Origin of the sequence: Yersinia sp. 1652 StPb PI (assembly GCF_041538345.1) — a bacterium.
GTDB classification, from domain to species: domain Bacteria; phylum Pseudomonadota; class Gammaproteobacteria; order Enterobacterales; family Enterobacteriaceae; genus Yersinia; species Yersinia enterocolitica_E.
This window is the reverse complement of the sequence record NZ_JAULSM010000002.1, coordinates 429,375-442,624: the sequence shown is the minus strand read 5'-3', so window position 1 is coordinate 442,624 and position 13,250 is coordinate 429,375. Positions and strand designations below refer to the sequence as shown.

The following is a 13,250-nucleotide window of genomic DNA, read 5'->3' as shown; positions in this document are numbered from 1 at the left end:
ATGAGCGGGTGTACATTTATAACTTTCTTTTATCCTCCCGCTTTCTATCTATACATTCTTTTCCTGTGACCCCTCGCACTAATTTATCGAATTCTTTGCTGTGGTATGTGCAATATTCAATAGATAACTTACAGTTATATATTCATGTTTCTGATTGATCATTTTTTGGAGGCGAATCAAAAAGTAATTTTCTCAGTGTTACCCACTGACCAATATACTAAATATGATTGATATAATTAAATAAAATCATGCATAGATACTTGTCTTATTTCTTTTTGAATCACAGCAATCACCTCCAGATGGTTCGATTTTGATTCCCCATCCTTGGTGTCAAGGAGGGAGTTATGATGGTATGTAATGAGAAAACATCAATTAATGTTATTGGTTCATCCGCAGCATTTAAGCAACTTTTACGTTTAGTTGACCGGGTTGCGCCATCACAACAAACTTTACTGATTTGTGGCCCTACTGGGTGTGGAAAAGAAGTTATTGCCCAACTGATACACCAACGTAGCAAAAATCCTTCAGCTCCATTTATTGATCTCAACTGTGGCGCAATCCCTGAGCATTTGGTTGAAGCTGAGCTATTTGGTCATGTTAAAGGTGCGTTTACGGGTGCCTCTGGCGATCGGCGTGGTCATCTGGAAATGGTCGGTAATGGCACGCTATTTTTAGATGAAATAGGTGAAATGCCTTTGTCAGTGCAGCCTAAGCTATTGCGTGCATTGGAAACCCGTACTTTCCGGCCTATCGGCAGCAGCGATATTCGCCACTTTAATGGGCGAGTGGTCGCTGCCACTCACCGAAATTTACTTGCTCAGGTAAAAAGTGGTGTTTTTAGGGAAGACCTCTATTACCGCTTAGGTGTCATTACTCTGGATATTCCTGCTCTCAGCCAGCGAAGGGAGGATATCCCCGCATTAATTGACTATTTCTCAGGGTTACAAACTCACCCGTTAGTTTTCAATTCTCATGCTATGTCTTACTTACAGCAGTATCCCTGGCCGGGTAATGTGCGGGAATTGCGCAATCTGGTCGACAGGCTTGCGGCATTATCTGATAGCCATTTAATTACGCGTGAGGTGTTGGATACCTTTATGCCAACCTCACAACTCGAAGTGAAAGTGTCATCTGACCTGCTTGCTGATGCCATGCTGGCATTGCCGGGGGCTGATAAGCTCGTTGCGGTGGAGCAGTTATTGATAGACCGAGCGTTGCAGCGTACTACCGGTAATAAAACCGCAGCGGCACAACTATTAGGGATTAGTCGTAAGTCAGTGGAACGGCGAATTCATGGCCGGATGGATAAACGGCCAATAGCATTACAACACTTGCAGGAAGGTATGCGGTTAATGAATTGCTCCGCCTACCATGAAGCCATCGTTGATTTACAGAAAGGGTTACAACTACTGCTGGGAATCACCTTGGATGAAGAGGTTCGACAGCTTCATTACAAGCTCTATCGCCAACTCAGTATCAGCTATCAAATACTTTATGGTTGGTTAAGCCATGATGCGCTTAAATATCATAATGATGCCATCGCGCTAGGTAAAAAAGCAGGTGATGAGTCTGAGCTGGCAGGATTACTCTTTTGGCGTTGGTCGGCCCAGTTGGTGACCCTTGATTTACCGCATGTCCGCACTCTGGCTCAGGAATTACTGCAATGGGGCCTGACTGAAAAAACCGCGTCAATATGGAGTGAAGCACATATCGCTCTTGCCAGTACCCTATTTTGGTTGGGGGATAATCAAGAAGTCTTAACATGTTTAGCTCGCAGTAAGTTACTGACTACCCCTTGCGAGTATGCCGATCAACAAGGATTGGATTTGATTGGCATGGCGCTGACCCTGAAAGGGCTGGCTTTATTTCAACTCGGTGAATTTAAAAAATCCAGAGAGGTAGCCCAAAAACTGGCCTCACGTGCTATGGGTGAAGACATTATTGCTTTTCATCGGGTTATCTCCTTACGGGGCGCGGCGTGGCTTGCTTGCTTGTTCGAAGACCGTGACAGTTTAGGTCGCTTGACCCACGAATTAGCAGTGCAGGCGCAGCAATATGGATTTACTTTTTATCAGGGGTTAGGGAAGGTACTGAAGGGGTGTTATTTGCTCATGCAGCATGACTATGTTCAGGCTGAACAGCATATGATTGAGGGTTATGATAGCCATCTGTTGTGCCAGGGAGGAAAGCTTTTTCACTCCTTCCAGGCATGGAAACGTGGCGAGTTATTGCTGCAATCAGGTGAGCCGCAACAATGTGATGTGCTGATGTCACAGGCATTGGACTTGGCATTTAAGTATCAAGAACGCGCCTATCTTAGTGAGTTGATGGTCGTCAAAGCCCGTGCCAGACTGGCATTAAATGACATTGTTGGCGCTGAACAAGGCTTTCGCTGCGCCATCGCGAGTGCGCAAACATTGGGTATTATTCCCGCACAAATTATTGCTACCAGTGAACTGGCTCGTTTATTAGGGCAATCGCTACGAAAAGCTGAAGCGGTTGCCTTGCTGTCTTCCATTCTGAAAAGCATCGACACTCACCATGTTCCACCTTTTGTCAGCCGGGCAATTCAGTTGCTGGCTGAACTGGATAAGCCGGAGTGAAGCGGCATTCTGGGGCATGGACGTTTTCGACCAATCACCCTCTCTCACTTGGACAGTATCGTCCATTCCAGGTGTTTTTAAACCCCTTAGAATTTAATTAATTATTAAAAATCAATTGATTATCTAGTTGGCACACAGGTTGCAATTTGTACTGTGGGTAGAGCGAATATCGGATGTACTACCTAATGATGTCTCCCTCTTATTTATAAGGAACACACTATGAGTACTCTATATACAATTAACGTAATCAATAACAGCCCGACAGCGCAGGATTTCTTTTTCTTCCAAAAACCGGCGATTTATACCGGTGGCGCTAAAGTTTACTCCAACAGTATTTATCAGGAAGTGTTATCACCTTTTGCCAGCTCGGGTTCTGTACTGACCTTTGAATGCTTAATGCAATTTTATGCTGGAGCACAATCTCAACTACCAAGCTTGTTGGTTGGGCAAGATTCAGGATATATCACCTCAAGCCAGCCTGTCGATTTGACCTCTATTACCGCTGGAGTACAAACAGCAAACACCACGGTAATGTCGGTTGACCCTTCTCTTGGTCTGTCTCCTGCGACTTATACCGAAGGGGTGCAACCTGGTGCTTATCGTATTGTCACTCCTGCATTTAACCCCGTCACAGATGTATTTAACGCGGGGTTGGCGGTGCAAAGTGCCAGTGGCAGTAGCGTACTGTCGAGTTTCATCAATGCAGAACCAAGCAAAAATATCGATTGTCAGCCAGTGCTGAGTTTTTATGTCCAAACGGGTACCTATCAGGCGGGGACGGTTATTAACTTCTCTACGTCTTCGGTTGGGTCCGCGATATGTGATACCACCCAAGGTGTGACCGCATTCAATGTTATTTATAACCCTCAGGGCACCTGGACGGTTAGCGCTGCTTGATAAAAACACGCGTGTACGGCCTGCCTGATCAACAGTGCCGTACCTGTACTCCCCTATTTATTATTTCTATGAGGAGGCTATATGCCTAATCTAACAACCAGTATTTCGCTAAATCTATTATTGGGCCAATTTCCGAATCCTGTTAGTCAACTGACTCAGCCACCGCTCAGTAATGAGTGTGGTGCTTATGCATTAACTGCCACATTGGCTGCATTTGCACTGTGGCCGGAAAGTACCATTATCACTTATGGAGAAAATAATAATGTCATTCAACAAGACGATGATTTTATTAACGCTAAGGATAAGATCTATGGTCTGACTGGGATACTTAACCCCGATGGTGGGGCAAACGTTGCGGGTGGCGGATATAACTCACCTGCGGCAATGGCGGCTGTGGCGATAGATTTCGCACGGGTGGTATCGGTGAATATCACCGCTGCTGGCTTATATGCCTTGGGGGCGCTGTATCCAGCTGAGCAAGCTGCCTGTGTGGCGGTGGTAGGGGAGCCAAATGTACATACGGATGCTGTTTATGTAGAGCCGGCTCATGGGCAAGTACAATTGATTTGTGTGGCTTCCGGCCCGCAAGCTCTTCACATGTTAGCCCGTGGTTCCGACGGACTTTATTACGATCCCGCCACCGGAGTTCGTGATAATGATTGGGGTAATCCAACAGCTGAACTCTTTGAACAACTCAGTGGCTATGAATTTGTTGGTTTATGGCTAGTTATTAGTTAATTAATGAGTAATTTGAAATAGTAAACCGATAAACGGTGCTATCGAGTTGTTTATCGGTTTACTTCAATATTTTTTAGTGTAGTTTTATAAACCTCCTTTCTTAACTTTTTCTTTAATTTATCATCGTTAAATTATCTATAATCTATGTTTAGCTAAATAATGCAGGGTTGTTTTATTTGGTTTTTTTAAAAAAAGAGTAACTAATGCACTGGATCATACAGCGTAATCGTTATTTAATAAATTAACATCTGCTGTTTGCTATTTATAAATGTAAATTAACCCTTAATATTATTTTATTAAATAACTAACTATAGATAAATCTAAACTAGTCTGAGTTATTTAATTAAGGAATTTATCATAAATTTTTTAATGGGAGTGAATTAAAATGGATAGAGATTGGCATAGACAAGATATTTTAGCTGCAATACGGAAAGCGAAAGGCTCACTAGCAGCATTATCAAGAGAGAGTGGGCTTTCGCCAAGTACATTAGCTAACGCGCTAACACGCCCGTGGCCCAAGGGAGAAGTAATTATTGCAGACGCTATCGGTGTTTCCCCTCGAGAGATATGGCCCAGTAGGTTCATCGATTATCGAGGGCGGATGATTATTCGAAGAGTAAGGCAAAACTAACGTTAAGAGGGTGGTTTAAATGGATAAGACACTACTAAACTCGCTTAAAATGTTAATACCATTTTGGGAAAATAGTTCGGAAGCTTGGGAGGTGAAAGATAACAAGTCAGTATTTATTTATGCAAATAATAGGTTTGGTAAATTATTAGGGTTACCTGATAAATTTAGTGTGGAAGGGCGATTGGATGGTGAGCTTCCAGCACCAACGGCAGAGTTTCAGACTGAATTTCAGGAACATGATCGTCAGGCGATATTATCGAAAGAACGAGCGACAACGATTGAAATACATGCATTTGAGCGACGTTCCTATTTTCAACCTTACTTTTGTGATAAGTACCCATTAATAGATGAACTCGGCATTTCACAGGGGCTTATTTTTCATGCAAGACCAGTAGAAGATATAATATTAACGCATTTAAATAAAATAAAAGTTCCCACCTCACTTATCTTTACTCCCCCATCAGGGTCATTTACCAAAAGAGAGTGGGAGGTGTTATTTTATATTTTACATGCTTTTTCAAGCCCCGAGATTGCTAAAAAAATCCATTTATCAACCCGGTCAGTGTGCAATATAATTCAAAATATCTATAGAAAGGCGGGTGTGACCAGTAAAAAACAGGTTATAGAATATTGTTATGAGCAGAAGATAAATAATTATGTGCCACAAAGTTTCTTTGAATACTCAGGCTCTTTCCCACTCGCGGGGAAAGAGAATGTAAATTTAAGGAGAAAGTAATGATGGATAAGACACTACTAAAATCGCTTGAAGTACTAATACGATTTTGGGAGCACAGTTCTGAACCTTGGGTAGTAAGAGATAATCAATCAAGATTCGTCTATTCAAATCCTAGAAATCATAAATTATTAGGTTTGCCGGATAAGTATAGTCTGGAAGGGCGATTAGATGGAGAAATGCCTACACCAATGGCGGAATTTCAGGATGAGTGGCAAGAGCATGACCGAAAGGTGGAATCATTACAAGACCGCATAACAACAGTTGAAGTACATGTATGGGATGGGCGTTCTCACCTTCAGCCTTATTTATGTGATAAATATCCATTAATAGATGGAAATGGTGTGTCTCAAGGTGTTATTTGTCATGTTCGACCAGTGCAAGACATCATTTTAACTCGTTTAAATAAGATAAAAGTTCCTACATCACTTATCTTTACCCCACCATCAGATTTTTTTACTAAAAGGGAGTGGGAGGTGTTGTTTTATATCTTACATGCTTTCTCAAGTAAAGAAATTGCTAAAAAGATCCATTTATCAACCCGGTCAGTGTGCAATATAACCCAAAGCATCTATCGAAAAACCGGTGTAGCCAGTAAACGGCAAGTTATAGAATATTGTTATGAGCAGAAGATAAATAATTATGTGCCGCAGAGTTTCTTTGAATATTCGGGTTCTTTTCCACTCGCAGGGTAAGGACAAACTAAATATAATAGGGAGGTTGAGATGGAAGAAAATATGAAGAAATCACTTGAGGTATTAATACGGTTTTGGGAGCATAGTTCAGAACCTTGGGGGGTTAAAGATAATCAATCTATATATATATATGGAAATCCGCGATTACATAAATTGTTAGCCTTACCCGCTAATTTTAGTATGGATGGAAGATTAGATGGTGAGCTTCCGTCACCAATATCAGATTTTCAGGCTGAATTTCAGCAGCATGATCGAAAGGTTGAATTATTGCAGGATCGTATAACTGCGGTTGAAATTCATGAGTGGGATGGACATTCATATTTCCAACCTTATTTCGTTGATAAATACCCATTAATAGATGAAAACGGTGTATCCAGGGGGGTTATTTGTCATGGGCGGCCCGTACAAGATATAATGTTAACTCGGCTAAATAAAATAAAAGTCCCCACCTCACTTATCTTTACCCCACCATCAGATCTTTTTACTAAAAGGGAGTGGGAGGTATTGTTTTATATTTTACATGACTTCTCAAGTAAAGAAATTGCTAAAAAAATCTATTTATCAACCCGGTCAGTGTGCAATATAATCCAAAGCATCTATCGGAAAACCGGTGTAGCCAATAAACGGCAGGTTATAGAGTATTGTTATGAGCAGAAGATAAATAATTATGTGCCGCAGAGTTTCTTTGAATACTCGGGTTCTTTTCCACTCGCAGGGTAAGGACAAACCAAATATAATAGGGAGGTTGAGATGGAAGAAAATCTGAAGAAATCACTTGAGGTATTAATACGGTTTTGGGAGCATAGTTCAGAACCTTGGGCGGTAAAAGATGATCAATCAAGATTTATTTATGCAAATAGGAGAGTTTATAAATTATTTAATTTACCTGAAAAATACAGCCTTGAAGGTCGGTTAGATGGTGAGATTCCTACACCATCAGCAGATTTTCAGGTTGAATTTCAACAGCAGGATCGTCAGGTGGAATTATCACAGGACCGTGTAGCATCAGTCGATATTCAGCTATATGATGGGTGCTCATATTTCACACCTTATTTTAGTGACAAATATCCATTAATAGATGAAAACGGTGTATCCAGGGGGGTTATTTGTCATGCCAGACCAGTACAAGACATCATTTTAACTCGTTTAAATAAGATAAAAGTTCCTACATCACTTATCTTTACACCTCCATCTGCATTATTCACCAAAAGAGAATGGGAGGTATTGTTTTATATTTTACATGCTTTCTCAAGTAAAGAAATTGCTAAAAAGATCCATTTATCAACCAGGTCAGTGTGCAATATAACCCAAAATATCTATCGGAAAACCGGTGTAGCCAGTAAACGGCAAGTTATAGAATATTGTTATGAGCAGAAGATAAATAATTATGTGCCGCAGAGTTTCTTTGAATACTCGGGTTCTTTTCCACTTATGTAGAGTGAGAAGGAGTTAAACTTAAGGAGAATATGGTAATGGATAAAAAACTACTAAACTCGCTTGAGGTATTAATACGATTTTGGGAACACAGTTCAGAGCCTTGGGGAGTTAAAGATAATCAATCGAAATTTATTTATGCCAATATGAGATATCATAAATTATTAGCCTTACCTAATAAATATAGTATGGAGGGGCGGCTAGATGGTGAGATTCCTTCGCCAACAGCAGAGTTTCAGGATGATTTTCAGAGGCAAGATCGTAGGGTTGAATTATTGCAAGATCGTGCAACATCGGTTGAAATACATTTGCTTGATGGGCTTTCTTATTTTACACCTTATTTCTTTGATAAATTTCCATTAATAGATGAAGTTGGAGTGTCACGGGGGGTTATCTTACATGCCAGGCCTGTAACTGATATAATGTTAACTCGCCTAAATAAAATAAAAGTCCCCACCTCACTTGTATTCACCCCGCCATCAGATCTTTTTACTAAAAGAGAATGGGAGGTATTATTTTATATTTTACATGCTTTCTCAAGTAAAGAGATTGCTAAAAAAATCCATTTATCAACCCGGTCAGTGTGCAATATAACCCAAAATATCTATCGGAAAACCGGTGTAGCCAGTAAACGCCAAGTTATAGAGTATTGTTATGAAAATAAGATTAATAATTATGTCCCGCAGAGTTTCTTTGAATATTCGGGTTCGTTCCCTCTTATGTAGGATAAATTTCTGTGCCGATTACATGAAAAATATCATGTAATCGGCGTTGTCGCCCAGCAGCAATCTGGTAGGGCAGTGTAAAACGCCCTTATTGCCCCGCTACGCTATGCACTTCACCATGCTGCATAGTTTGATTGACTTGTTGCCCATTGCTGTCAGTAGCTTGTAGAGAGCCGCTAACAGTAGGTTTCAATGGTGTATCGGCAGCCAGACTTCCTTTTATCTGTAATTTTAGGTTGCCCAGGCCTTGTAACGGTAATGCTGGCCAGCCCCAGTTTTGTAAGATATCCAGATTGACAGAACGGCCGGTCAGCGCCAGTGATAAGGCTCGGGCAGGCGTTTGGTCAATACTGGCGGTGGACTCCAGTAAGCCCTCTTTGGTGAATGCGCTTAACTCACTAAATGTAATCTGTTGTTCATTGGCATTAAGGGCCAGTGACGGACGGCGAATATCATTTTTATTAAATGTCGCATTACCTGCATTCAACATTAATGAGCCAGACCATACACCCCACTGATGGTTTTTTGCCAACAGTAAGTTAGTGCCTGCGGCGTCCAGCGATGTAATCTGGAAGGGGAAGTCAGGGCTGATATCAATCAACAAGTTACGATTAGCACTAAGCTTGCCGACGTACACCTCGGATAGCCAGTTTGGCAATGTTTGTTGCCATTGTTGCTTCCAATCGGCAGGCAGAGTGTAAACCAGCGCGACCAGTGTCAGTTCATCCAATTGCAGGCGATGAGTATCGCGCGCCCAATTCCCCTGAGTTCTTAATAGACCATCCTGCCAGCGGGTTGAGAACTGATTAATTGCGACGCCAGCCGGAGATAAAGCAAATGTTGCTATTGGGTCAATCAGATGAATATTACCCTTGATAATATCACCGGCATTGAAGGACAGTTCGCCATCCTCAGTTTGCCAATCACCTTGTTTAAACGTGATATTTTTTAGCGTCAAATCCAGGTCATTAAATGCCCAGCTTTTCCCTTCTACTCGCGCATCAATTAAATCAAAGCGTTTTAGCGTAATCGGCGGGAGTTGTAAGAATGTATTCCAAACATCATCTATCGATGCTGGTGTTTGCAGGCGGATATTGCTGAGCCGCAGGCGATCGACCAGCCAACTGCCATCAGCCGCTTGGCTGGCGTTACCTGTCAATTCACCCTGCGCGATATCTGCGCCGAAATTGGTTAGGGTCAGGGCATTTTTCTGTATCGAGCCTTGCAGATAAAGTTGTTGCGCGGTAATACCGTTAATAGTTAAAGAACCGGCACTAAACTGAAATTGAGCATTTTCGCCAAGGCTATTACCCGGTTGTGGCTGCCAAGGCACCAAACCGCCAGTCACTTGTTGACCCGCAATCTTCCACTGAGCGGCTGAGTTTTTCGCCTCAAGAGTGGTATCGAGGGCCATATTAGTCAACTGCAAGGTATCAGCCTGTAATGGCAGCGGTGATGGGCTATTACTGAGGATTAAACGACCATTTTGCAGATTGAGACTGAGAAGGTGTCGAGGCTCGGTCAGTTGCCGCCAACTCAGGCCAAACAGCGCTTGTTGGGCAACAAGAAACGGAGGCTGATTGGCCCGGCCCAGAGTGATATCACTGAAACTGATTTGTCCCGGTTGGGACCATGAGTGGTCTATTTTACCCAGAGAGAGGCGATATTCACTATTATCACTAACCCAACGGCTCAGCCAACCGGCAGCCCAACTGGTTTGGAGCAATACGTAACACAGCACTACGGACAGCACCAGTAGTAGTAATAACGTTAGCAGCACTTTCCCGAGAAATTTCATCCGGTCTTTCCACGCCTGTCGGTGATACGGAACCCTGTTTATGCCGTAATTTGTCCATGAGCTCAATAGACAATCAGTTATCCGGCGATAAAAAAATGGCCGGGATCGTTTACGACCGGCCATTTCATTGACGTGTTGATGTAAAGATTATTTTTCTTGTGGGAAGAGTAAGTTAAGCACAATGGCAGTAATACCACCGGCAGCAATCCCGGAAGAAAGCAGTGTTTTTACCCAATCTGGCGCGAATTGTAGAATCAATGGCTGTTGTGCCACACCCATACCAACTGCCAATGACAGAGCCATAATCATAATAGCGCGGCGATTGAGTGTTTCACGAGAGACAATACGCACGCCGGAAGCGGCAATGGTACCGAACATCACCAGCGTGGCGCCCCCCAGCACGGGTTCAGGAATATGTTGCACGAAACCTGCAACCGCCGGGAACAAGCCCAGTACAATCAGCATCAGTGCGACAACGAAACCGACATAACGACTGGCGACACCGGTCAACTGGATCACGCCATTGTTCTGGCCGAAGCAGGAGTTAGGGAAGGTGTTGAACACCGCCGACAGCATGGAGTTCAAACCATTCGCCAGCACACCACCTTTCAGGCGTTTCATATACAACGGGCCATGAACCGGTTGCTCAGAGACATCCGAGGTCGCGGTGATATCACCAATGGTCTCCAGTGAGGTCACCATGAAGATTAACATCAGTGGTACCAGCAGATTCCAATCAAAGGAGAGGCCATAATAGAGTGGTGTTGGGATAGTGATCAGCGCGGTATCTACCACTGGGCGGCTCTCTGGCAACATACCCAACGACCAGGCCAGCAAGTAACCCACGGCCATCGCAATGACTAAAGAGGCCACACGCAAATACGGGTTGCGCTGGCGGTTCAGTAGAATAATCACCACTAATACGGCACCCGCTAATAGCAGGTTTTTCGGTGCGCCAAAGGTATGGTCACTCATTGCACCATAACCGCCGCCAATTGATGTCAGCCCAACCTGAATCAATGACAAACCGATGATCATCACCACGATACCAGATACCAGTGGGGTGATAATGCGGCGCGCCAGATGCAGGAAGCGGGAAAGTATAATTTCGGTGCAGGACGCCACCATTAGCGTACCAAACAGTGCCGCCATCATGGTTGGGATATCTGCGCCGCCGTTTTTTAGCGCCAGGCCACCCATAATCAATGGCGAAACAAAGTTAAAACTGGTGCCCTGAATCGATAATAGGCCAGAGCCAACTGGCCCCCAGGTTTTAATTTGCAGTAACGATGCCAAGCCGGAGGCAAACAGCGACATGCTAATAATGCGTTGGGTATCTTCCGCTGGTAGTCCCAGCGCCTGACAAATCAATAAGCCAGGGGTTATCACTGCGACAAACATCGCCAATAAATGCTGGCAAGCAGCGAACAATGTTTGGGCGAGTGGGGGGCGGTCTTCTAAACGGTAAATCAATTCGCTGGGGCGAGTGGCTGCTTGCTGTGGTGTATCAAGCTCGGCGGATTGCGTAGACATGGAGTGGCATTCCCGGATCGGCAAAGAGGGCATTTTAATGATCCGGCTCACAAAAGCAATCGGTTGCGCTGCGTTTTTAAAAATAATTCTATTCGGTGCTCACCTGCATTTTTCTATTACTAAACTTGTAATGGGCGGCGTTTTTTCTTCTAATCCCTTCCTTAACTGTTTTGGCGTTTTTAAGGAACTGTCTAACGTCATATTTTTAATCGATATTTTAATCGCATGGAGTACCAAGATGTTTCATCTCGATACCTATGGCACGCTAGTCGCGGCCTGCTTGGTTTTATTATTAGGCCGAAAACTCGTACAAACTGTCCCATTCCTGAAAAAATACACTATTCCTGAACCGGTAGCCGGCGGTTTGTTGGTTGCCTTCTTGATGTTGCTGATGCAAAAGACTCTTGGCTGGGAAATCAGTTTTGATATGTCGCTCAAAGATCCCTTGATGCTGGCATTTTTTGCAACTATTGGTTTGAATGCCAATCTGGCTAGCTTACGTGCTGGTGGCAAAGCCTTGAGCGTATTTGTGTTTGTGGTCATTGGTTTGTTGCTCATGCAAAACGCAATTGGTATTGCGCTTGCTAAATTGATGGGGCTAGACCCGCTGATGGGGTTACTCGCTGGCTCAATTACCTTATCAGGTGGGCACGGTACTGGTGCTGCGTGGAGTAAACTCTTTTCTGAACGCTATGGCTTTGAAAATGCGACAGAAGTTGCTATGGCTTGTGCAACATTTGGTTTGGTGCTGGGGGGATTGATTGGTGGCCCGGTAGCCCGCTACCTGGTGAAGCGATCTTCCACACCCGATGGTACGCCGGAGGACAGCGAAGTCCCTTCCGCATTTGAAAAGCCTTCGGCCGGGCGCATGATCACCTCGTTGGTGTTAGTTGAAACCATCGCCATGATAGCTATCTGCCTGATGGCAGGCAATGTGATTGCGGGTTGGTTGCAGGGCACGATGTTTGAACTGCCAATCTTTGTTTGTGTGCTGTTTGTCGGGGTTATCCTCAGTAACACGTTGTCGGCAATCGGCTTCTATAAAGTCTTTGATCGTGCGGTATCAGTGCTGGGCAATGTCAGTCTGTCACTGTTTTTGGCAATGGCACTGATGAGTTTGAAGCTCTGGGAGCTGGCTTCACTGGCATTACCGATGCTGGTAATTTTGTCAGTTCAGGCACTGGCGATGGCGTTGTACGCTATCTTTGTCACTTATCGCATCATGGGAAAAAACTATGATGCAGCGGTACTGGCGGCGGGGCACTGTGGTTTTGGTCTGGGTGCAACACCGACTGCAATCGCCAATATGCAAGCGATTACTGACCGTTTTGGCCCATCTCATCTGGCGTTCTTAGTGGTGCCAATGGTAGGTGCATTCTTTATTGATATCGCTAATGCGATCGTGATTAAGCTTTATCTTTTACTGCCAATATTCCCGGCGGTGGTAGGGTAGCTGTACTCTG

At 43.8% G+C, this 13,250-nt stretch carries 12 protein-coding genes; 10 read left to right on the top strand and 2 right to left on the bottom strand.

The features are described from left to right. Positions 1 to 344 precede the first annotated feature (344 nt). The 9 genes from Q2T71_RS18650 (at position 345) to Q2T71_RS18610 (ending at position 8,456) form a co-directional block, all read left to right on the top strand. Positions 345 to 2,603, top strand: a complete 2,259-nt coding sequence (locus Q2T71_RS18650; protein ID WP_372560159.1) for a sigma-54 interaction domain-containing protein — start codon at positions 345 to 347, stop codon at positions 2,601 to 2,603. Between the two features lie 219 nt (positions 2,604 to 2,822). Then, positions 2,823 to 3,500 (top strand): hypothetical protein, encoded by a 678-nt coding sequence (locus Q2T71_RS18645; RefSeq protein WP_372560158.1) that lies wholly within the window; start codon positions 2,823 to 2,825, stop codon positions 3,498 to 3,500. An 81-nt stretch (positions 3,501 to 3,581) separates the two neighbouring features. After that, the gene (locus Q2T71_RS18640; protein WP_083161645.1) at positions 3,582 to 4,238 is read left to right on the top strand and encodes a hypothetical protein; all 657 of its coding nucleotides are present in this window, start codon (positions 3,582 to 3,584) and stop codon (positions 4,236 to 4,238) included. A 385-nt stretch (positions 4,239 to 4,623) separates the two neighbouring features. Further along, the gene (locus tag Q2T71_RS18635; protein ID WP_083161647.1) at positions 4,624 to 4,869 is read left to right on the top strand and encodes a helix-turn-helix transcriptional regulator; all 246 of its coding nucleotides are present in this window, start codon (positions 4,624 to 4,626) and stop codon (positions 4,867 to 4,869) included. A 19-nt stretch (positions 4,870 to 4,888) separates the two neighbouring features. After that, the gene (locus Q2T71_RS18630) at positions 4,889 to 5,605 is read left to right on the top strand and encodes a helix-turn-helix transcriptional regulator (protein WP_372560157.1); all 717 of its coding nucleotides are present in this window, start codon (positions 4,889 to 4,891) and stop codon (positions 5,603 to 5,605) included. Positions 5,606 to 5,607: 2 nt separating this feature from the next. Continuing rightward, complete coding sequence (locus tag Q2T71_RS18625) at positions 5,608 to 6,297, top strand: helix-turn-helix transcriptional regulator (protein WP_372560676.1); 690 nt, start codon at positions 5,608 to 5,610, stop codon at positions 6,295 to 6,297. Positions 6,298 to 6,327: 30 nt separating this feature from the next. After that, entirely contained in the window at positions 6,328 to 7,017 is a 690-nt protein-coding gene (locus tag Q2T71_RS18620; protein WP_372560156.1) for a helix-turn-helix transcriptional regulator, read from the top strand. Between the two features lie 30 nt (positions 7,018 to 7,047). Next, positions 7,048 to 7,734 carry a helix-turn-helix transcriptional regulator gene (locus tag Q2T71_RS18615; protein ID WP_372560155.1) on the top strand — a complete coding sequence of 229 codons (687 nt, stop codon included), beginning with the start codon at positions 7,048 to 7,050 and terminating at the stop codon, positions 7,732 to 7,734. Positions 7,735 to 7,769: 35 nt separating this feature from the next. Then, positions 7,770 to 8,456 carry a helix-turn-helix transcriptional regulator gene (locus Q2T71_RS18610; protein ID WP_372560154.1) on the top strand — a complete coding sequence of 229 codons (687 nt, stop codon included), beginning with the start codon at positions 7,770 to 7,772 and terminating at the stop codon, positions 8,454 to 8,456. A gap of 88 nt (positions 8,457 to 8,544) precedes the next feature. Here the strand turns inward: Q2T71_RS18610 and Q2T71_RS18605 are convergent, their stop codons facing one another. Both Q2T71_RS18605 and Q2T71_RS18600 read right to left on the bottom strand, forming a co-directional pair. Then, on the bottom strand, positions 8,545 to 10,254 hold the full coding sequence (locus Q2T71_RS18605; RefSeq protein WP_372560153.1) for an AsmA family protein: 1,710 nt from the start codon (positions 10,252 to 10,254) through the stop codon (positions 8,545 to 8,547). Between the two features lie 147 nt (positions 10,255 to 10,401). After that, a complete protein-coding gene (locus Q2T71_RS18600; protein WP_083161655.1) occupies positions 10,402 to 11,787 on the bottom strand; it encodes a uracil-xanthine permease family protein in 1,386 nt (461 codons plus the stop codon). A 238-nt stretch (positions 11,788 to 12,025) separates the two neighbouring features. On the opposite strand from Q2T71_RS18600, the gene gltS reads away from it, so the two are divergent. Further along, positions 12,026 to 13,240 carry a sodium/glutamate symporter gene (gene gltS / locus Q2T71_RS18595; protein ID WP_083163981.1) on the top strand — a complete coding sequence of 405 codons (1,215 nt, stop codon included), beginning with the start codon at positions 12,026 to 12,028 and terminating at the stop codon, positions 13,238 to 13,240. The last annotated feature ends 10 nt before the right edge of the window (positions 13,241 to 13,250 follow it).

Coding starts and splice junctions, on each gene's coding strand:
- Q2T71_RS18650 (WP_372560159.1), top strand. CDS start 345: ATGATGGTATGTAATGAGAAAACATCAATTAATGTTATTGGTTCATCC.
- Q2T71_RS18645 (WP_372560158.1), top strand. CDS start 2,823: ATGAGTACTCTATATACAATTAACGTAATCAATAACAGCCCGACAGCG.
- Q2T71_RS18640 (WP_083161645.1), top strand. CDS start 3,582: ATGCCTAATCTAACAACCAGTATTTCGCTAAATCTATTATTGGGCCAA.
- Q2T71_RS18635 (WP_083161647.1), top strand. CDS start 4,624: ATGGATAGAGATTGGCATAGACAAGATATTTTAGCTGCAATACGGAAA.
- Q2T71_RS18630 (WP_372560157.1), top strand. CDS start 4,889: ATGGATAAGACACTACTAAACTCGCTTAAAATGTTAATACCATTTTGG.
- Q2T71_RS18625 (WP_372560676.1), top strand. CDS start 5,608: ATGGATAAGACACTACTAAAATCGCTTGAAGTACTAATACGATTTTGG.
- Q2T71_RS18620 (WP_372560156.1), top strand. CDS start 6,328: ATGGAAGAAAATATGAAGAAATCACTTGAGGTATTAATACGGTTTTGG.
- Q2T71_RS18615 (WP_372560155.1), top strand. CDS start 7,048: ATGGAAGAAAATCTGAAGAAATCACTTGAGGTATTAATACGGTTTTGG.
- Q2T71_RS18610 (WP_372560154.1), top strand. CDS start 7,770: ATGGATAAAAAACTACTAAACTCGCTTGAGGTATTAATACGATTTTGG.
- Q2T71_RS18605 (WP_372560153.1), bottom strand. CDS start 10,254: ATGAAATTTCTCGGGAAAGTGCTGCTAACGTTATTACTACTACTGGTG.
- Q2T71_RS18600 (WP_083161655.1), bottom strand. CDS start 11,787: ATGTCTACGCAATCCGCCGAGCTTGATACACCACAGCAAGCAGCCACT.
- gltS (WP_083163981.1), top strand. CDS start 12,026: ATGTTTCATCTCGATACCTATGGCACGCTAGTCGCGGCCTGCTTGGTT.